This window comes from Enterococcus sp. AZ128, assembly GCF_051714485.1.
In the GTDB taxonomy this organism is placed as follows: Bacteria; Bacillota; Bacilli; order Lactobacillales; family Enterococcaceae; genus Enterococcus_A.
On the sequence record NZ_JBIORZ010000002.1, the window covers coordinates 1,012,793 to 1,033,751 of the forward strand.

A 20,959-nucleotide genomic window follows, 5' to 3' on the forward strand; every position below is an offset into this window, starting at 1 on the left:
ATTGGAAAAAAGTAAAAAGATGAATATAGTAGATAACACAAGAGCAATGGAGGATTATCTATGGAATTAATCATTTTTTTACTTGCTGGAATCATCGGCCTGCTGCATTTAGTGATCATGGGCTTAGAAATGTTTGCGCCGGCAGAAAAACAGGCGAAGACATTTGCTATGCCGTATGAATTTGTGACACAAAAAAATGCGCAGATTGCGTTGAAGAATATGGGAATCTATAACGGCAGCTTAGGATTAGCACTGCTGACGAGTTTGTTTCTATTTCAAGGGGAGCCCCGCTTAAAAGTTCTGCTGCTGTTAAATCTTTTTGTTGTGATCGTCGGGCTTTATGGCGGGAAGACCGTTACAAAATCAATCTATTTTATTCAAGCATTGCCTGCGGTGATCACGGTTCTACTCATTCTGCTTCAATTAGCATAAGATTGTTCGACTGAGAATCCTTTCTTGGTCGAACATTTTTTGTTTAATGAGTAATTGATCTTCAAGCGATATGGTATAGTAAGAGAATCAGTCAACAGCTACGGAGGAGAAAAATGAATAATAATGATCTATTATTGCGTTTAAGATACGCGTTAGATATCAAGGATACAGATATTATCAAGGCCTTTGAATTAGGCGGTATGGTGGTCTCTAGAGAAGAAGAGAAAGCGATGCTGACAAAAGTAAGTGATCAAGAGTTTGAAGAGAGCGATGATTTTGAGAAGAATGTGTATCAAAAAATGATCAATAATAAGGTATTGGATACATTTTTAAATGGGTTCATTACGCTGAAACGCGGGGAGCCTAAGAATAAAACAGCACAACTACCACAGCTAAAAAGTACGGAGATTCGGCATATCAACAATATTTTATTGAAAAAGGTGAAAATCGCTTTAGCATTGACTAGTGACGACATGCTGGATATTTTAGCGGAAGCCGGTGTGTATCCTTCAAAGGGAGAACTTGGCGCGATTTTACGCAAAGAAGGGCATCGGAATTTTAAACCTTGCGGCGATAAATACGCTCGGAATTTTCTAAAGGGCTTAGCCTTGTGCTATCGTGACTAAAATAATTGAATAAGAACAAACAAGGCCAATCTTTTATGTAAGGATTGGTCTTTTTTTGCCTTTAGGAAGAAAAGCTGCGATCAACTTTTGATCAAGACTCAGGAAAACCCTTAATACGGTATATATGTGTATTATAAAAATATATAAACATCTTATTGACTTTATATAATCATCGTATTAAACTTAAATCAGGTTAAATAAAATTATTTTAAGAGGAGAAGCGCATGAATCGTTGGGTTTATTTATTTTCAGAAGGATCAAAAGAACAAAAGGATTTATTAGGCGGAAAAGGTGCCAATCTTGCTGAGATGACAAAATTGGGTCTGCCAGTACCGACCGGCTTCACTGTTACCACAGAAGCATGTTTATATTATTTAAATCACGGCAATCAGCTGATTTCAGAAATGAAGGATCAGGTGATGGAAGCCGTTGAAAAATTATCCACTAAGACCGGGAAAAAATTTGGCGATCTAGAGAATCCCTTGCTGGTTTCGGTACGAAGCGGATCGAAATTTTCGATGCCGGGTATGATGGATACTGTTTTGAACCTAGGGCTGAACGACCAAACAGTGGCGGCTTTAGCAGAGAATAGTCAGAATGAACGCTTTGCGTATGATTGCTACCGCCGATTATTGCAAATGTTCGGCAATGTCGTGATGGGGATGGACAACAATGATTTTGAAAATCGCATCACTGCATTGAAAAAAGTGAATCATATATCATATGATAATGAATTAACTGCAGATCACTGGAAACAAATTGTAAGCGAGTACAAAGAAATCTATCGAAAGAAACTGCAACGCGAGTTTCCGCAAGACCCGATCGAGCAATTGTATTTGGCGATCGAAGCAGTTTTCGGCAGCTGGAACAACCAGCGAGCGAAGACTTACCGCCGCCTCCATGACATCAGTGATGATCTAGGAACCGCAGTCAATATTCAGGAAATGGTCTTTGGAAACTTCGGAGATAGTTCTGGGACAGGAGTGGTGTTCTCACGGAATCCATCATTAGGCGATCCAGGATTATTTGGCGAATATCTGATCAATGCCCAAGGAGAAGATGTGGTAGCTGGTGTACGGACACCAAAACCAATTCAAGTTTTAGCGGACGATCTGCCTGAACAGTTCCAACAATTAAAACGCATTTGTGAGGAGTTAGAAAAGCATTACCAAGATATGCAGGACGTTGAATTTACAATAGAACGTGAGAAATTATTCATCCTGCAAACCCGTAGCGGAAAACGAACATCTAAAGCGGCGTTAACGATCCTATTGGATTTTTATAAGGAAGGGATCATTAATGAGAACGAATTGATCCGCCGAATCGAAGCGAAAGATTTGGAAGCAGCTCTGCATCCAAACTTTGATGAAAAAGAACTGAAGAGACATGAATCCTTCTTATCAGGATTAGCAGCTAGCCCGGGCGCTGCTACAGGAGCGGCATACTTTACTGCCGAAGCAGCGACCGAGGCGAAAGCGCGCGGCGAAAGAGTTGTTTTAGTTCGTGAGGAAACCTCGCCGGAAGATATCGAAGGCATCGCAGTCAGCGAAGCGGTGGTTACCAGCCGCGGCGGTATGACTTCTCACGCGGCAGTTGTTGCTCGCGGTATGGGAATCTGCTCCGTTGTTGGTTGTGAACGTTTGACTGTATTGGAAGAAAACAAAGCAACTGTTGGAGATAAGGTGATTCAAGAAGGAACGATTCTGTCCGTTGACGGAACAAGCGGCAGTGTCTATTTCGGTGAAATCCCAATGGAAGAAGTAACCAACACAGTGGCTCTAGATGAACTTCACGTAATCTGGGACCGTCATGCGGAAATCAAAGTACGTGCCAACGCTGAAACACCGAATGACATCGAGACAGGAATGGCTTTAGGAGCTGTTGGGATCGGCTTGGCTCGGACAGAGCACATGTTCTTTGAAAAGAGCCGTTTACTGCAATTCCGTCAATTGATTTTGGCAGATAGCTTAGATGAGCGTTTAGAAGTGTTGAAGGATTTGAAAGAAGTCCAAAAACAGGATTTCAAATTTATGTATGAGGCAGCGAAAGGCAAGCCGACAACAATTCGTTTACTTGATCCGCCATTGCACGAATTCTTACCTAAAGGAGCAGATGAATGTCGGGAAGTAGCGAAGGAGCTGGGCAAGACATTTAATGAAGTGAAACGCAAAACGGATAATTTGGCAGAAGTGAATCCAATGCTAGGATTCCGCGGTCTGCGTTTAGGCGTAGCTTACCCAGAAATCTATCAAATGCAGGCAGAGGCCATCATTGAAGCGGCTTGCGAAGTGACCAAAGAAAATGCGTTTTCGATTCAGCCGGAGATCATGATCCCGTTTACTATTGATGCAGAAGAGTTTGCGCAAGTACGTGCATCGATTGAAGCTGCGATCCAAAAGAGTCTCAAGGAGCATAAGCAAGTCTTGGATTATCAGATTGGTACAATGATCGAGATCCCGCGGGCCTGCTTTGTGGCGGCGGAGATCGCGAAACACGCGGATTTCTTCAGTTTCGGAACCAATGATTTAACTCAGATGGCGCTAGGGCTGTCTCGTGATGATTCACCACGAATCATCAATCAATATATGGAAGCGGGAATTTTTGTGGATGATCCGTTCCAGGTTTTAGATGAAGCTGGAGTTGGTGCTTTGATGAAACTAGCGATCGAAGGTGGAAGAAGTGTCAATCCGAAATTGAAAATTGGGATTTGCGGTGAAGCAGCTGCGCATCCAAAATCAATTGCGTTTCTGAATGATTTAGCGATCGATTATATTTCTTGCTCGCCATTTAGAATTCCGCAAGCCAAAATGACCTTGGCTCAGGCAGCAGTAGAAAACTAAGATGAAGCTGGAATAAAAAAACACGTAAATGAGTTTTTGGTTAAAAAACAGCATGAATTTGAAAAGAGATAGTCTTTTGATAGACTGTCTCTTTTTTGTTATTGACAGGAAAATTCAAAAACTTAAAATTAATAATAGATAACAAATAAATGAGAAATAATAGGCTTAAATGAATGAAATATAATTTGTAAACGGATTCAACCTTCGTTATACTTCTTGTAGGCTTTAAATATGTCATGTCACTCTAAAATAGCCCTCTTTTTTGATTAGCTTGAATAACACATTTTTTTTAGTGAAAGCTTTATTTTTAATGAAAATCAACTTATTTCGATTAAATGATGGTTTTTTCACAATAACTTATGAATAAAAATACGGTATAATGCTGACTTGGGAGGTGAAACAAACTGCGGAATTAGGAATCATAGAATAACATCTTGACATTCTTGAGCGGTCTTTTCCGTTGATTGTTTTGACGTATCGCATATCCTCAAAAGGGACCGTGAATTCGTCTTTTTTAAGAAAGTTATTCTAAGCTGTCAAAATTTGAAAACTATATTTGGACATGATCTTTCTAATGAATCTAACAGGTTCTAAAAACTTGTTATAAAAAAAAGAAAGCAGGGATTAAACAATGACAATTGATTGGCAAAAAGAAGTAGAAGCACGCAAAGACGACTTACTGAAAGACTTAGGCGATCTTATTCGCATCAACAGTATTCGCGACGTGGAACATGGAACAAAGGAAGAACCTCTTGGACCTGGACCAGCTGCCGCATTACGTAAAGTATTGGAATTTGGCGATCGCGATGGTTTCGTTACGAAAAATATCGAAAACGTAGCCGGCCATATCGAATATGGTGACGGAGAAGAAATGTTTGGGCTTTTAGGACACGTTGACGTAGTTCCTGTCGATGATAACTGGGATACAGATCCATTTGAACCAGTCATTAAAGATGGAAAATTATTCGCACGTGGGTCAGCCGATGATAAAGGACCTTCAATCGCTGCTTATTATGCAATGCGTATTATCAAAGATTTAGAATTACCGATTTCTAAAAAAATTCGCTTCATTTTCGGTACAGATGAAGAAAGCGAATGGGTTGGGATCCACCGTTATATGGAAGTGGAAGAAATGCCTAAAGTTGGTTTTTCTCCAGATGCGCAATTCCCAATCATCAATGGTGAAAAAGGAATCTTATCTTATGAAGTGACTTTTGCAAACAAAGACAACGCTGAAAGCGGCGACTTTGATCTTGTAAGTTTCAGATCAGGCTTACGTACCAACATGGTACCAGGCGATGCAACAGCAGTTCTTAAAGTTAATGACGAAGCAAAAGTTGCTGACATGAAGACTGCATTTGATGCATTTGTTGAAAAATCTGAAATCAAAGGCGAATTAACTGAGAACAACGGAGAAATCACGATTACTGTGATCGGTAAAGGTGCACACGCACAAGAACCAAAATTCGGTGTAAACTCAGCGACATTCTTAGCAGCATTCTTAGCTGACTACAACCTTGACGGCAATGGTGCGAACTACATTCAAACAATTTCTGAATATATGCACTTAGATTACAACGGTAAGAAAATCAATGCTTACACAAAACACGATGTAATGGGTGAAACAACTTCATCAGCGAACTTGTTCGATTACACTGCAGAAGGCGACAAAAAAGTTACATTAAATGTTCGTCATCCAGAAGGCATCACAAAAGATATCATCTTAGCCAACATGGAAGAAGTCCTTAAAGATGCAGGCGTTTCAATCGCGATCATTGGTGACGTGAAAACTCCTCATTATGTTCCAGCAAGTGATCCATTAGTGAAAACATTATTGGACGTTTACGAAGAACATACTGGTCTTGAAGGCCATGAAGAATCAATCGGCGGAGGGACTTACGGTCGAATCCTAGAACGCGGTGTCGCATACGGCGCAATGTTCCCAGGTGAAGAAAACGTAATGCACCAACCAAATGAATTTATGCCGATTGACAGCTTGTTCAAAGCAACAGCTATCTACGCTGATGCTATTTATCGCTTAGTTAAATAGTCGGTAATGAGAGACAGGAATCCTGTCTTTGTCAGGATTCCTTATCTCGTTGGGGAAATGAAAGTAAGGAAGGAATTTCAAAGATAATGAAAAAACTCTCAAAAGACGCTTTTGGTGGAGTTGCAGGGAAAGATTATGTCCCTTATGTAGCTGATAAGCCTAAAAAATCAGGTTCACCAATCATCATGATTCTAGGTATTTTGCTGGCTGCACTATTTGCTGCATCGACCGCTTATTCAGGTATGAAGGCTGGGTTGACTGTAGCCGCAGGTATTCCAGGCGCAATTATTGGATCAGGGCTAGTCGCTCTATTTGTAAAACCTAAAACGATTTTAGGCAAGAACTTATTGCAATTAATGTCAAGTGGTGGGGAATCTGTAGCATCAGGTATGATCTTCGTATTACCAGCTGTCATCTTGGTCGGCGGTAAAGTGAACTTCATCGAAGGTGTGGGAATCGGAATCGGCGCTGTCTTGCTTGGTGTTGGTGTGTTCTCACTGGTTGAAGATTACATGCTAGTTAGTGAACACGGTAAACTGGTTTATCCAGAAGCAATGGCTATTTCAGAAACATTAGTCGCTTCAGATACTGGTGGCGATTCATTGAAATACATGGGTATCGGCTTCGGTATCGGTGGTGTTTTAACTGCATTGACTGGTTCTGTTTTCGGAATTATGAATAATGTTATCAGCTATGTAAACGAAAGTTTCTATAAATGGAAATTTGAAACAGAAGTAAACCCATTATTGGCAGGTATCGGATTTATCGTCGGAATGGACGTATCTGTCTTGATGTTTGCTGGTTCGATCTTAGCGAACTTCGCGATTGCACCATTATTAGGTTACTTCATGGAAATGGCGAACAGCAATGCTCACGTTTGGGATAATGCGTCTCAATTATTGAGTGCTTCAAACTTTGCAGTAATCTCTGGTTCTTATGTTAAATACATCGGTGCTGGTATGATGATCTCCGGTGGATTGATCGGTGCAATCAAATTGATCCCAACAATCATTTCATCTATCTCTGCAACGTTGAAAGGCCGCAAAGACGGTTCTGAAAAAGAAGGCGGCGGTATGCTGCCATTGATCGTAGGTGCTGTGATCGGTATCGTTATGGGATTTGTGATCACTGGAAGTGTAGCAATGGCACTTGTAGCAGGTATCCTATCAATCATCTTAAGCTTCCTATTTGTTATCGTTGCAGGTCGTTTGACTGGTACGATCGGTACATCAAACTTACCTGTATCTGGTATGACGATCGCTTCAATGGTTATCTTGACGCTAGTATTTGTAATGATGGGCTGGACTTCAGCTGAAAATACACAACAATTACTATTGTTTGGTACATTTATCGTATTAGCGATTTCAGTAGCCGGTGGGTATGCACAATCACAAAAAGTGACGTTTGTAATGGGCGGAAACTTCAACGAAGGCCGTCGTTACTTCTTGATTTCTAATATCGTTGGTGTGGTAATCGTTACTGGTATGATGGTTATCTTGTCACCACAATTAGCAATCACTGGTTCTAACCCTCCATTCGGTTTACCACAAGCGAACTTAATGGCAACATTAACTTCAGGGATCACGTCTGGCTCTCTGCCTTGGCACATGATCATCGCTGGTATCGCAATGGGTGTTGTTTTACACTTCATGAAGGTTCCGATCATGACATTTGCGATCGGTTTCTACTTACCAATCTCAACAACTTCAATCATCTTGGTTGGTGCGTTGATCCGTCGTTTGATCGATGAATTAAACAAAAAAGAAACAGAAGAAGTTGCAGAAGAACGTATCACTCTTGGTGTTAGCTTGTCTTCAGGTTTAATCGCTGGTGGTTCAATCATCGGTTTAATCGGAATCATTTTACAAGTAACAGGCGTGGTAACTCCTGGAACGCCAACTGGCTTCTTAGGATCGAATGGTTCAGCGTTCTTATTGCTTGCGATCTTAATCGTTGCAATCATCGTTCCATTGTTAAGTGTGAAGAAAGTGAAACACAATGACTAATCAACAGCCAAATGCTGTGAATCCTGAAACGGAAGAGCTGTTAAAACGTGTTTACCGTCTCAAAGAAGACTTGCATTATGAAGTACGCGATGGCATCGTTTTTGTGATCACGGAACAAAATGCCTGGATTCAACGAGTCTTACGCAAGATTCATTACAAGATTCCAGAAACCTCTGAGATGGAACTAGATAAATACGGCAGCTTCATTTTTCAACAAATCGATGGTAAACGAACTGTCAAAGAAATTGGCGAAAAGCTTGGCACGGCCATTGAAGAAGCCAATGATCAATTGTACGATCGTTTATTGATTTACTTGCATCATTTAGAGAAGAATGAAAAATATATCGAATTAGTATAATGGAATGTCCTTCAAGCAGCTTCGCTTGAAGGACATTTTTTTCTAAGACATTTATTTTGATAGCTCTACAAGTTCTCTCTTTTTCGATAGTTAGTTACGCTCAAGTGAGGAGCGGTATTTCGTTGAGGCTTATACAAGCAATAGAATACCAACATTCTCAAAGGAACTACTTACGATTATAATAATCATAAGTAGTTCTTTTGATTTTCACTTCGCATTTTTACTACTTTAGATTATAATAACCTAAAGTAGTAAAAACGGAGGTGCCAATATGTTTTTAGGAAGGGAAAAAGAGTTACAGTCTCTTGAGCGGATGTATCAAAGAAAAGATTTCCAAATGGCTGTGGTATATGGAAGACGACGTATTGGTAAAACAGCGTTGCTAAATGAATTTATTAAGGATAAAAATTCACTTTATTTACCAGCAGAGGAAGTCAATGATTCGTTAAACTTACAAAAATTTTCTAAATTATTAGGAGAGAAACTAGGAATCAATGCTTTTCCAACTGTTGATAATTGGAATGCCTTTTTTTCTATTATCAAAGAACAGCTTGGAGATAGGCATTTAGTGATTGTCATCGATGAGTACCCTTATGCGGCTTCAGCAAATAAGTCACTGAATTCAATTCTGCAGCATGTCATTGACTATGAGTTTAAGAATACGAATATCTTCTTGATTTTATGCGGTTCATCGATGAGTTTTATGGAGAATCAAGTGCTTGGAGAAAAGAGTCCATTATTCGGTAGAAGGACCGGACAACTCAAAATCAATCCCTTAGATTATTATGATTCAGCACGTTTTTACCCGAATGCAAGCGACGAGGACAAAATTAAATACTATACTTGTATTGGCGGAACGCCTTACTATCTTTCATTAATTGATCAGGAGTTGAGTTTTGAAGAGAACGTGCGAGAACTTTATTTTGAAATCAGCGGGTACTTGTTAAATGAAGGGATCCTTCTGATGAAGCAAGAGTTCAGAGAACCGGCGAACTATAATGCCGTTTTACAAGCCATTGCCAGTGGTGCAAATACGCTTCGTGAGATTGCAGGTTTTACAAAACTTGAGAGCAGCTTTATATCCAAATACCTTCTTATTTTACAGGAACTGAATTACATTGAGCGAGTTGTGCCATTCGGTTCAAATCAATTAAGAGGAAAAATTAGCCAATATCAAATTACGGAGAACTTTATTGCTTTTTGGTATCGCTATGTTTTTTCTGTGAGAGCTGAAATTGAACGAGGAAGTGGAGATATCTACTGTTCAATAGCACTCGCTGATTTATCAAATTTTATCGGACCGCTATTTGAAGAGGTAACGCGACAGTACTTGAGAAGACTTAACTCGCAAGAAAAACTTCCGTTTATTGCTAAATCATTCGGCAAGTGGTGGGGGAAGGATAAAAAAGGCGCAGTTCAAGAGTTAGATGTAGTGGTTGAATCTGTAAACGGAAAAGAGTTGCTGGTTGGTGAGTGTAAGTGGCGTAACTCCTTTAAGGTGAATAAGACGATAGAAGTACTAAGTGAAAGAGCCGCGTACTTTGACCAATATACTACGTATAAATATCTTTTTACCAAAATACCAATTGATAATGATGAAGGTTTCGATGTTCGCAGTGTTTCGATTGCGGATTATTTCAAATAATTTTGGAGTCGAAGAAGCATCAAATTAAATAACCACTATTCTGACGTTCGGAAGAGAAAAGAAAGAGGGAATAATGAAGAAAAGTGCTTTGTTTTTGGGTTTGATTTATCTGATATTTATTAGTTTAGGGCTGCCGGATTCAATATTGGGTGTGGCGTGGCCAAGTATGAATGGCGAGTTTCAAGTTGCTGCCAGTTCTGCGGGGATCATTGCGATGGTGATTTCGATCGGAACGATCTTATCTAGTTTTCAAACCAATCGGATGATTCAAAAAATCGGTGTTGGCAATTTGATCGTGTGCAGTATTTTCTTTACCGTAATTGGGCTTTGCGGATTTTCAATTTCGCGTAACTTTTTCTTTTTGATCCTCAGTGCAATCCCCCTTGGTTTGGGAGCTGGGGCGATCGATACCGCCGTGAACGATTATGTTGCCTTGCATTATAAGGCGCATCATATGAACTGGTTGCATGGCTTTTGGGGAATAGGGGCGACGATGGGGCCGATCATTATGGGTTTCTTTTTGAAGAATCAAAATTGGCGTGGTGGATACTTGGTTCTAGCTAGTCTGCAATTTATTTTAGTGGTAATTGTCTTCTTCTCTCGGAAGCAATGGCAGCAACCACGAAAAATTGCGCATGCTACCGAGAAGCAAGACTCGATGATTGCTTTGATCAAGCGGCCGGGTGTCATTTTTTCTTTGATCTGTTTTATTTTTTATGTCGGAATAGAAGCTTGTATGGGATTGTGGGGAAGCAGCTTTTTAGTTAGAGTGAAGGATATCCCGGTATCCACAGCCGCGTTTATGACGTCGACTTATTATGCGAGTTTGACGGTTGGCCGTTTAGCAGCCGGTTTTATTACCTTTTTCCTATCGAGTCGAAAATTATTGTATCTGAGTGAAACACTGCTGATAGCCGGAGTGATCGTATTATTATTCGGCAGCGGAAATCTCTCCGCGATCGGGTTCATTTTCACCGGCTTAGGTTCTGCTGCGATCTTTCCAACGATGCTGCATGAGACCCCAGGCCGCTTTGGTGTAAAAGATTCTGCGCGAATCATGAGCTTGCAGCTAGCGTTAGCGTATACTGGAACGACCTTTTTGCCGCCGTTATTAGGCTTCTTGGCAGAACGATTCACCTTAGTGATTTTTCCGTACTTGCTGTTTGTTTTCGGCTGTATTTTATTAGGCTCAACGATTATTTTAGAAAAACGAGTGAAAGACAATCAGGTTTAGCTGGTTGCCTTTTTTTATTAGGCTTGAACTTACAATCTAAGTGCAACACTAAAAAATGACTCATAATGAATATCCAACTAGAATAGGTTTGTCGAGAACACTACTAGGAGGAATCATTATGAGCCAATATCATCATCTTACCATACAAGAACGAGAAACTATTTTTCTCCTTCACAGTACTGGTGTTTCTATTAGAAACATAAGTAAGGAGATTGGTCGCAGTCCATCTACCGTCTCTCGTGAATGAACTCGGAATAAAGGAACAGTCTATTCTCCCTCTCAAGCAAACAAGAACTATTATCTACGCAGAAAGCATTGCGGAAGACGTAAGATTCTATCGAATCCGCATATCTGGGCACTTGTTCGTCGTTTATTTGTCGAACAACAATGGTCGCCTGAAGAAATAGCTAATCGCCTGAAATACGAACAAGCAAGTTTTACGATTAGTTTTGTCACTATCTACCGCGCAATCTACGATGGTTTATTTGAAGTTGAGGCTTTGAGTCATGGAAATTGGGGACTCGTTCGCTCCCTAAGACATCGAGGGAAAACGAGACATACCAAAGGTCATATAGAAACACGTGGAAAAATCCGGATAACCAATTCCATCCATGACCGACCATCATCTGCAAACGACCGTAGTGAATTTGGTCATTGGGAAGCTGATAGAGCAGCGGCAATGTTGAAGGTGCTTGTTTAGTCACGTTAGCTGATAGACGCTCTTGTTTTCTGTTGGCAGGAAAGGTTCCTAAAAAATCTTCAGCTAATGTAGCTGAGAAAATGATAGAACTGCTTATCCGTGTAAGAGCTGAACAACTCAAGTCAATCACTCCAGACAGAGGAAAAGAATTTTCGAAACATTTTGAAGTCACGAAGTCTTTAGCGAATGTTCCATTTTATTTTTCAGATCCTCATGCGCCTTGGCAAAGGGGAACGAATGAGAATACAAATAGATTGATCAGAGAATACCTTCCAAAGATGAAGGAAATGGACACAATAGAAGATCAAACGATTAATCAAATGATTGAAAAGTTAAACAACAGACCTAGCTAATTACGACGATTTTTTCCAACGTTTCAATTCTGGGAAGAAACTATTCAAGAACTCTAACATTTCCTCTTCCGTTTTCCCTTGTTCTGCCAGCATCCCATTTTCTTTCAGGTGTTCTATACTGATATCAATCATGTCCTGCATCGTACAATCGTCGACGAAAGCCCCGTGTTTGTAGCAATATAAGCAGTATTCGCTATTTTGAGAGCCGTCGTGCTCAGTCCCGTGTGTTCCTTTGGATAAGGGCATCCCGCAGCTTTGGCAATAAGTCATTTCTTCCATGTGTATCCTCCTTAATCGTTGTAATGAATGATTTTATTTGAAAAAATCACTCGATTCGAATGCCGTCTGTCATTCAACTAAAGTACTCATTGACTATTATTGAGCTAGCTCGTTAGTAAGTTCGAATTTTTCTGACGTAAATATTCAGAAGATTCTCGTACGCATACCATTCCAGTTAATCTTGCTTTAGCAAGATTAACTGGCAAAGCTGAACTGGCATTCTCAAACAAGTTCAGTAATCGTTTTCATTGAACTTTAACCGAACTTGTTGAAAGTATTTGTTATAATTATTCTATCAGAAAAAATAGATACTGGTACAGCTTTTTCAGTATTTCTTTATGCTTTGATACAATTAGATAGCTGATCCATTATTTTAGTCCGTGTTTCAGGACTGGGGCATAAAATCGGATTTATTTTTCTGAATGGAAAATGACGGCATCATTATGAAGAAGGAGAGAAGTAGATGAAAATCAATCAGTTTGGTTTAAAACGTGTCTCACTTGAAGAAGCGAAGAAGGAATTGACCCAATCGGGCTTTTTGAGCTTCGATTCAGCAAAAGACGCGACAAAATTATGGTTTGAATTTTTACGTAAAAGCTTTTTAACAGTCAAGGAAGAGAGCGGATTTATCAATAAGCTAGGCAATTTCTTAGCAGATGACGCGACTGATCTAGCGGAATTCTATCAAGCAGGCTCTCCCTTAACAAAAGAAGTTTTTTATACGATGGGCTTGCAGCAATTGGATTTTGAGCCAACGATCGATTTTGAAGTGAAGGATGTTCTTGCTGAAGCAAAAAAAATCGGGATACCGATGATCGAGGGCGATTTTTCAGATAAGAAAACAGTGATCGAGGCCTGGTATTTATTATTAACAAGTCATACTAAAAATGGGCTGAATTATCTCGATAAGCTTGCTTCAGAAGGCTATTTTGTAGATAAAGAAGTCAGCAAACCGTTCTTCTTTAATGGCAAAGCGCAAGCGGTCTTTGACACCTCACGATTGATACGCGAAGTTGTTTATGTGGAAGCTCCCTTAGATACCGACCAAGATGGCAAACGGGATCTATTAAAGTTAGAGATTTTACGACCAGCTGAAACGAAAGCTGGCCTGCAAGTTGCGACACTATTTACTGCGAGTCCTTATAGCCAAGGGGTCAATGGCCCCGCCGGCGAAGAACTGACTTATGACGTAAATGTGCCGTTGGAACGCAAGGAACCGACGGATACAACCTATGCAGAGATTCAATACAAATCAGTACCTGTGGAATTACCAGCGGAACGCGAGGTCAAAGGAAAAGCGAATCACGCGACAGAAACATTCATCCGTGAAAATAATCATAGCTTGAATGATTTCTTCTTAGCTCGCGGCTTTGCTGTGGTTTACGGTTCAGGTATCGGTACGCGGGATTCTGATGGTATCCAAACCTGCGGCTCTGTCGAACAAACAATGGCGATGGTTTCATACATTGAATGGTTAGCCGGTAACCGCCGTGCTTTCACTAATCGGACGGATAATATAAGAATCAAAGCTTGGTGGAGTAACGGCAAAGTGGCGATGACTGGAAAATCGTATCTGGGAACGTTAGCGACCGCATGTGCCACTCGTCAAGTAGAAGGGTTAGAGACGATCATTTCAGAGGCGGCGATCTCTGATTGGTATCAATATTATCGTGACAATGGGCTAGTCATCGCGCCTGGCGGATTCCCGGGAGAAGACGCGGATGTTTTGGCGATCGAGACCTTCAGTAAAATGCGTAATGCCGGTGACTATCTTCACAGTAAGAAGTTTTTCTTAGATTACTTAAAGGAAATGGCGGAGCTGCAAGACCGCAAAACAGGCAATTACAACACGTTCTGGGATGAACGAAATTATTTGCCGTTTATCAAAGACATCAAATGCGATGTGGTGATGGTTCATGGCTTGAATGACTGGAATGTGAAGCCGCGTCAAGTCGCTGATCTCTGGGATGCGTTGAAGGATGTGCCGGTTGCGAAGAAATTGATCTTGCACCAAGGACAGCACATTTACATCAACAACATGCCATCATTGGACTTCCAAGACATGATGAATTTATGGCTCAGTCATAAGCTTTACGGTGTTGAAAATAATGCGAAGGAAATCTTACCGGATATTGTTTATCAAAAAAATACTGCGGTTGAAACGTGGGAAACCTTGAAGGACTGGGCACCAGCTAATGAAAAAGTCTATCATTTAGCTGAAAAAGAACTATCAGAAACTGTTGCGAAAGGTCAGTTTACCTTCAACGATCAATTACCAGAAGAACAGTACCAAAGCTATACGAAAAATAGTGAACTTTGGGAAAAAGAGCTTAAAGAGGATGGTCCAATGACTGGTCACCGCTATTTGGCTAAAACGGCCGTATTAAGTGAAGAGCTTTTCTTAAATGGGCGTCCAAAAGTCAAAATCAAAGCCGCGTCAAGCGTTGACTTGGGAATGCTGAGCTTTGAGCTGATTGATTTTGGGATGGCAAAACGCTTGAAGCCTGTACCGGATGTGGTAGCACTACATGGTTTACCGTTAGGCAGAAATTGGCGTGAAGACAATCTGGTGGAATTCAAATTAGGTGCGGAAGATGAGTACAAGTTGATTACTCGCGGTCATATTAACTTACAAAATCGTGAGAATGCTTGGAAGAACGATGATCTGAAAGCAAATGAATTTGTTGAAATTGAAGTTGTCTTGCATCCAACGATGTACCATCTGCCGGCTGGTCGACAAATCGGTTTAGCGGTTTATGGTACCGACTTTGGTATGACTGTTCGTGGAAATCAAGACATTGACTATACGCTAGAGTTAGCAGAATCACAGCTGATTTTGCCGATTGGTGAATAATTAAAGAACAAATGACAAGCCCCAATTTTTTGGGCTTGTTTTTTTGTTATGAATAGAAATTTTTGATAGGACTAGAGAGTTTCCGGTCAAATGCTATAATGATGAAAACGTAAAACGGATTCTTCCTTCATTAAACAGAAGGGTATAATTGTTACTATATTAAAGACAAGGAGCAGGCAATGAAAGTTAGGGGTGTGTTGTTGGCATGTTCGGCAGGAGCTTTATGGGCGCTGTCGGGAATCATGTGCCAAATTCTTTTTGAGGACTATTTCGTTTCACCGGAGTGGTTGGCGAGTGTCCGTCTTTTGACGGCGGGGCTGTTACTGACAGGGCTGAATTCTTTACAACGGAATGTTCCACGAAGAAAATTTTCGGCGAAAGATTTCTTGAGCTTACTTTTGTTTTCTTTGATCGGTATGCTGGGTGTGCAGTATACGTATTTCAAAGCGATTCAATACAGCGGAGCGGCGATTGCGACGATTTTGCAGTTTACTGGACCGATCTTTATTTTCATTTTTCTTGTGATGAATAAGGAGAAGAAAATCAATTTTGTAGAAGTACTGCTGATGGCAGCGACCTTTATAGGAGTCTTCTTGATCGTGGCCGAAGGGAACATCAAGACGCTGAATATCTCAATGATGGGGTTTGCGATGGGGATCGCATCAGCGGTCACCTTGGCATTTTATACCTTACAGCCGCGAACGCTGTTGGTGAAATATGGAGAGATGCGGGTCGCAGGATTGGGGATGCTGATTGCTGGCTTGGCTTTTCAGCCGATTCGACCGATTTGGCGTCCGGAATTTCAAATGGATGGCTATTCATTTGGCTTAGTGCTTAGCATTATTGTTTTTGGAACAGCGTTGCCATTTTTGTTTCAACTTTCTAGTTTGCGCTTTATTGAGGCTTCGTTGGCAAGTGTGTTGACAGTAGTTGAACCGATTTTAGCGACGATTTTAAGTGTTCTTCTCTTTAATAGCCGCTTTGCAGGGATTCAGCTGATTGGCTTTGTAGTAGTGATTGGATCAGTCATTTTGTTAACTCGTTTTTCAGATAAGAAGGTCTTGCTTGAAGATCAACAGATAAAATAAAGTGCGAGGTTAATCAGCTCCCCTTATCATTATTCTTTTTTACTGATTTGGTATATGATAGGTCAGTAGAATGAAAAGGGGTTGAAGGTATGAAGGAGCGCGTTGTAGTTTTTGGCGATGCGATCATTGCGATTATTCTGACGATCATCGTCCTGGAATTACCGATCCAAACAGCGGCGAATGGCGCTGTCGATATGTATTCACTATTTAGAGCTGTGGGAATCTACTTTATTAGTTTTTGTTTTGTGGCAAATCTGTGGTTTCAAACAGGTTATGCCTTCAATAAAATTGATCAAGTAAAAAATAAAGATCTAGTCATTTACTTACTGCTGCTGTTTTTCTTGTCGTTGGTACCTTCAGCGACGCGATTGCTGATCGAAGACACGACAAAGCAGACACTGTTGATATATGGGGTGTTGACGCTGATCGTAACGTTCGTGATGCGGCGTTTAATCGTGGCATTAACCGCGCAATCATTGAAAGATGAAGAGCAGCGAAAACGGCGGATGACTGAGCTGAACAGACAGGACCTGTTGGCCATCGCTTTTCGAATCGTCGTTTTGATTTTCGGTATGTTTTATGTAAGACCCGCCTTGATCATCTATTTGATCCTGCCAATTTTGGCTTTCTTGCAAAATATTATTGATCGCGAAGAAGACAATTTGATCGCGACACTGGATGATGAGCAGCAAGCCGATTATTTTCAAGATCGAAATCAAGTTTGGGGGAATACGATGCGTCGTTACTCCACGTTATTGCGCGATTCAATGAAAGCCAATGAGGACCATGATCCAGATCGTTGGAAACAAGTTATGGCTGATTGGGAAGGGAATATTAATAATGAGATCAACGAACGGAAGCAACGGCTTGCGTCATTAGATGAGCAGGATAAACGCCGCACAGAAAATGAGATTGCCCGTTTAGAAAAGCAAAAACAAAGAATGGCGATGCAAAAGGCCATGACCGAACGTCGCTTCAATCAACAAAAAGAAGCGAATGATTCCCGTTTGAACCATCCTAGGAATAGAAATTAATGACCAAGACGTGAAGCAGAAATGTTTTTCGTCTTGGTATTTTTTGACTTCTCATTATATAATGAAGTAAAAATATCGCAGGAGAGTTAGGTGGGAAGAATGGCAGTAACACTGATCGAGCATCCAATCAAAATGTACATCCGTCGTGATCTGGGGATCACAGTTGAACAATTTGGCAAGCTGGCAGGGATTCCTCAGTCGACCTTAGCGACTTGGATCAAACGTGAACGGCGAGTGGAAAAGTTGCCAATTGATTTCTATAGTGCATTAGCCACTGTCCGCAAGCAAAAGATCGAAACCGTCTACGGCGAATTATTAGAATGGCAGCAGCGCTATGACCGCTATAAACAGGAAAGTCTGCAATCGATCGCAGAAGAACAGCCGCTGTTTTCATTGGCGGCAGAAGAAGGTCGGATGATTTACCGCACCTATCGGACACGGCAAATCGAGAGCCAGCTGCTGGAACCAGCGAGACGTTTAAGAAAAGCCATCGACCAGTTAAATGCGCAGGCTTTTATCCAAGTCATGATCGAAATTTATGGAACAGTGGAAGTAGCGATGCCGACGTGGATCGCAAAATCCTTCAACAAGAGCGAACTAAAGGAAATCGGACAAGCTTTTTATAATGAATTATTGATGAAAGGGTAGATCTGGGCAGCCAGGTCTATTTTTTTGTCAAGAAAACCTAGCAAGAACATCGTCCAGGTCATCAACCAATTAATCGATATTTTTTCAAGGTAATTTTTTTTACCGGCAGAGCACAAATAAGTTCACAAATCTATACAAAGTTCACAAATAATTTGGAATGAAGGATTGTATAATCAAAGTAATGAATCTAGCGGCTAAGCGTTAAAAGCTTTGAAAAAGCCAAACATTTGCAGCTTAAGTAAAAGGTGGGGAAGAAAGTGAATATACTAATTGGTTTAGCATTATTTCTACTTGGTGGATTCGTGGGAGTAACGGTGATGTGCCTAGTACAGGTAGGAGGAGCAGCTGATAAAGAGGCAAGTGATTTATACGAAGTATCCAAGAGAGAGAACGATTTGATTGGGGTAACTGAGGAAGAGAAGTGATTCGAAGAGCAAAAAAAGAAGCGAACATTCGCTTCTTTTAAAGTTCTTCTTTAACTGTCTTAGTGATCTTTTTCAGTTCATCTGTCATTTGCCCAGAATGTTTAATGATATCTGATACGCGTAGGAAGCTGTTTTTATACATCGCCACTTCGCGAAACTTTTTATATTTTTCCTCGATCTCGTTAAAGGTCGCAGGTTTACGCTCATCGTTTTCGACGGTTTCAGAACCGTTTACATAATGCATCCCTAAAAATGAGAGGGCATCATTGATCCCATCTAAAAAAGCCTCATATTCCTCTTGGCGGATCTTGCCATCAGCCAAGCGTTGCCTCTGTTTTTCAATAAACATCTCTACTACTTGTTCCATTCCCAATCCTCCTGACTTCACGCATTTTTCTTGTCGCTCATCCTGTTTATTGTACTATGAAATCCTGTGTTTGTGTTATAAAAAAATAGAAAAATTTTAGCAGAAAAAAAGGCGTCCAAAATTCCGCTAGTATTTTAAGAATTTTCAAAATAATTTGACAGTTTTTCTTTTTTTGGGAATAATAAATAAAAGATTAAAACTATCTAACAAATTGTTAAATCGAAGGAGCCATTCATATGGAACAGAGTAAACGCAAGCAATTATTGAAGCTGATCGAATCTGACTGTCGGTTAAGTGTGGAAGAGTACGCGGTGATGCTGGGGGAAGAGGAAGTGATCGTTTCTGCAGAAATCAAACGACTGGAAGAAGAAAAAATTATTTGCGGCTATCGGGCCTTGATTGATTGGGATAAAGTGGAGGATGATTGGATCGAAGCTTTAGTCGAAGTACAAACGATTCCTAAAGGCGAAGAAGGCTATCGTGAGATCGCGGAGCGTGTACGGAAATTTCCTGAAGTCAAATCGTTCTTTTTTGTCAGCGGCGGGTTTGATTTTGTTTTACTGCTGCAAGGGCGCAACATCAAAGAAATCTCGAAGTTTATCTCTACTAATTTAGCGTCGATCCCGGATGTTTCTGGGACACAAACGCATTTCTTGCTCGACAAATACAAGGAATGGGGCATCGATCTGTATCAAGATGACTCAGATCCTAGAATTCAGGTGAGCCCATGAGAAACTTTTTAACGAAAAAAATTACGGACATTCAACCATCGGGCATTCGAAAATTCTTTGACATTGTCTCTGAACAGCCTGACGCGATTTCTTTAGGTGTCGGTGAACCGGATTTTGATACGCCATCTCACATGACGCAAGAAGGGGTGCGTTCGATCCAAGAAGGTCGAACCTTTTATACAGCCAATGCGGGTTTGCTCGAACTGCGTGAAAAAATCAGCGACTATCTGCTTTTCCGCAACAAGGTCAAATATGATCCAAAGACCGAGGTTGTTGTGACCGTCGGCGGCAGCGAGGCGATCGACATTGCTTTGCGGACTTTTGTAGATCCTGGCGATGAGGTGATCATTCCTCAGCCTAGCTTTGTGTGTTACGAACCGATCACTCAAATGGTTGGCGGTACACCGGTGACGATTGATCTGCAAGCAGAAAATCAGTTTATGTTGACGCCGGAAGAGCTGGAAGGCGTATTGACTGAAAAAAGCAAAATTCTGATTTTATCTTATCCTAATAATCCGACTGGCGGAACGATGGATCGCGAAGCGTTGATCAAAATCGCCGATGTCGCTAAGAAACATGATTTATTGGTTATTACTGATGAAATCTATGCGGAACTCGTTTATGATGAACCGTTCACTAGTATCGCAGAATTGCCTGGGATGCGTGAACGAACGATCGTTATCAACGGATTCTCAAAAGGATTCGCGATGACAGGATGGCGTCTAGGTTTTATGGCTGGACCAGAAGTATTTATGGAACAGTTGTTGAAGCTTCATCAGTATACGATCATGGCGGCTCCAACAGCGAGCCAGTATGCGGCCTTGGCGGGTTTGAAGAATAATTGGCAGGAAACGGTGGAGCCTATGCGGCTGTCATATGAGGAACGCCGGAATTATCTGCATCATGCGTTGGAAAAAATGGGACTGCCTTGCTATAAGGCAAAGGGGGCATTTTACCTTTTCCCGCAGATTAGTCAATTTGGCTTAACCAGCGAAGAGTTTGCTTTGCGTCTGTTAGATGAAGAAAAACTGGCGGTAGTTCCTGGCTCGGCTTTCGGGAAGAGCGGTGAAGGTTTCTTACGTCTTTCATATGCCTATTCAATTTATGAATTAAAAGAAGCTATCCAACGTTTGGAACGTTTTGTGATACGCTTAAAATAGCAGCAAGGAGCGGAAGAGATCCGCTCCTTTTTTTGTTGGTGCAACAAAGATATGATTGTTGTATAGAAAAAAACGCTAGCAGCGCTTTTCAAAGTGGGATATTTGAAAATAATTGATTTTCTAATTAAA

The 20,959-nt window shown here is 40.9% G+C and carries 18 protein-coding genes and 2 pseudogenes; 18 read left to right on the forward strand and 2 right to left on the reverse strand.

The genetic code is table 11. The annotated features are described in order from the left end of the window. Positions 1–60 precede the first annotated feature (60 nt). The 11 genes and pseudogenes from IGI38_RS16705 to IGI38_RS16755 form a co-directional block, all read left to right on the forward strand. A complete protein-coding gene (locus IGI38_RS16705; protein ID WP_438732649.1) occupies positions 61–432 on the forward strand; it encodes a DUF1304 domain-containing protein in 372 nt (123 codons plus the stop codon). A 113-nt stretch (positions 433–545) separates the two neighbouring features. After that, positions 546–1,058, forward strand: coding sequence for a DUF1456 family protein (locus tag IGI38_RS16710; RefSeq protein ID WP_438732651.1), 513 nt, complete (start codon positions 546–548; stop codon positions 1,056–1,058). A 224-nt stretch (positions 1,059–1,282) separates the two neighbouring features. Then, on the forward strand, positions 1,283–3,898 hold the full coding sequence (ppdK, locus tag IGI38_RS16715; RefSeq protein WP_438732653.1) for a pyruvate, phosphate dikinase: 2,616 nt from the start codon (positions 1,283–1,285) through the stop codon (positions 3,896–3,898). 631 nt (positions 3,899–4,529) lie between these two features. After that, positions 4,530–5,948, forward strand: a complete 1,419-nt coding sequence (gene pepV / locus IGI38_RS16720) for a dipeptidase PepV (protein ID WP_438732655.1) — start codon at positions 4,530–4,532, stop codon at positions 5,946–5,948. An 86-nt stretch (positions 5,949–6,034) separates the two neighbouring features. Beyond that, on the forward strand, positions 6,035–7,954 hold the full coding sequence (locus IGI38_RS16725) for an OPT/YSL family transporter (protein ID WP_438732657.1): 1,920 nt from the start codon (positions 6,035–6,037) through the stop codon (positions 7,952–7,954). Further along, the gene (locus IGI38_RS16730; protein ID WP_438732659.1) at positions 7,947–8,312 is read left to right on the forward strand and encodes a PqqD family protein; all 366 of its coding nucleotides are present in this window, start codon (positions 7,947–7,949) and stop codon (positions 8,310–8,312) included. The genes IGI38_RS16725 and IGI38_RS16730 overlap by 8 nt, the downstream gene beginning before the upstream one ends. A gap of 271 nt (positions 8,313–8,583) precedes the next feature. Next, a complete protein-coding gene (locus IGI38_RS16735; RefSeq protein WP_438732661.1) occupies positions 8,584–9,957 on the forward strand; it encodes an ATP-binding protein in 1,374 nt (457 codons plus the stop codon). A 73-nt stretch (positions 9,958–10,030) separates the two neighbouring features. Continuing rightward, complete coding sequence (locus tag IGI38_RS16740) at positions 10,031–11,191, forward strand: MFS transporter (RefSeq protein ID WP_438732663.1); 1,161 nt, start codon at positions 10,031–10,033, stop codon at positions 11,189–11,191. A 118-nt stretch (positions 11,192–11,309) separates the two neighbouring features. Next, the gene (locus IGI38_RS16745) at positions 11,310–11,438 is read left to right on the forward strand and encodes a helix-turn-helix domain-containing protein (protein ID WP_438732665.1); all 129 of its coding nucleotides are present in this window, start codon (positions 11,310–11,312) and stop codon (positions 11,436–11,438) included. 18 nt (positions 11,439–11,456) lie between these two features. Then, positions 11,457–11,891 (forward strand): annotated as a pseudogene (locus IGI38_RS16750) (IS30 family transposase); the annotation flags it as partial. Next, positions 11,885–12,244: pseudogene (locus tag IGI38_RS16755) on the forward strand (IS30 family transposase); the annotation flags it as partial. The pseudogenes IGI38_RS16750 and IGI38_RS16755, both read left to right, overlap by 7 nt. On the opposite strand, the gene IGI38_RS16760 reads toward IGI38_RS16755, so the two are convergent. Then, the gene (locus IGI38_RS16760) at positions 12,245–12,523 is read right to left on the reverse strand and encodes a zinc ribbon domain-containing protein (protein WP_438732667.1); all 279 of its coding nucleotides are present in this window, start codon (positions 12,521–12,523) and stop codon (positions 12,245–12,247) included. It abuts the pseudogene before it with no gap. A gap of 463 nt (positions 12,524–12,986) precedes the next feature. Between IGI38_RS16760 and IGI38_RS16765 the strand changes: the two genes are divergently transcribed. From IGI38_RS16765 to IGI38_RS16785, 5 genes are all read left to right on the forward strand, one after another. Then, on the forward strand, positions 12,987–15,377 hold the full coding sequence (locus IGI38_RS16765; protein WP_438732669.1) for a Xaa-Pro dipeptidyl-peptidase: 2,391 nt from the start codon (positions 12,987–12,989) through the stop codon (positions 15,375–15,377). Positions 15,378–15,556: 179 nt separating this feature from the next. Further along, positions 15,557–16,465, forward strand: a complete 909-nt coding sequence (locus IGI38_RS16770) for a DMT family transporter (RefSeq protein WP_438732671.1) — start codon at positions 15,557–15,559, stop codon at positions 16,463–16,465. An 89-nt stretch (positions 16,466–16,554) separates the two neighbouring features. Next, positions 16,555–17,499 (forward strand): TMEM175 family protein, encoded by a 945-nt coding sequence (locus IGI38_RS16775; protein ID WP_438732673.1) that lies wholly within the window; start codon positions 16,555–16,557, stop codon positions 17,497–17,499. A gap of 99 nt (positions 17,500–17,598) precedes the next feature. Then, a complete protein-coding gene (locus IGI38_RS16780) occupies positions 17,599–18,147 on the forward strand; it encodes a hypothetical protein (RefSeq protein WP_438732675.1) in 549 nt (182 codons plus the stop codon). A 257-nt stretch (positions 18,148–18,404) separates the two neighbouring features. Beyond that, positions 18,405–18,572 carry a DUF3789 domain-containing protein gene (locus tag IGI38_RS16785; protein WP_438732677.1) on the forward strand — a complete coding sequence of 56 codons (168 nt, stop codon included), beginning with the start codon at positions 18,405–18,407 and terminating at the stop codon, positions 18,570–18,572. Positions 18,573–18,609: 37 nt separating this feature from the next. Here IGI38_RS16785 and IGI38_RS16790 read toward each other — a convergent pair whose 3' ends face one another. Next, complete coding sequence (locus tag IGI38_RS16790; protein WP_438732679.1) at positions 18,610–18,939, reverse strand: hypothetical protein; 330 nt, start codon at positions 18,937–18,939, stop codon at positions 18,610–18,612. Between the two features lie 236 nt (positions 18,940–19,175). On the opposite strand from IGI38_RS16790, the gene IGI38_RS16795 reads away from it, so the two are divergent. Beyond that, entirely contained in the window at positions 19,176–19,670 is a 495-nt protein-coding gene (locus IGI38_RS16795) for an Lrp/AsnC family transcriptional regulator (RefSeq protein ID WP_438732681.1), read from the forward strand. Further along, a complete protein-coding gene (locus IGI38_RS16800; RefSeq protein WP_438732682.1) occupies positions 19,667–20,830 on the forward strand; it encodes an aminotransferase class I/II-fold pyridoxal phosphate-dependent enzyme in 1,164 nt (387 codons plus the stop codon). Before IGI38_RS16795 ends, IGI38_RS16800 begins: the two co-directional genes overlap by 4 nt. Positions 20,831–20,959 lie beyond the last annotated feature (129 nt).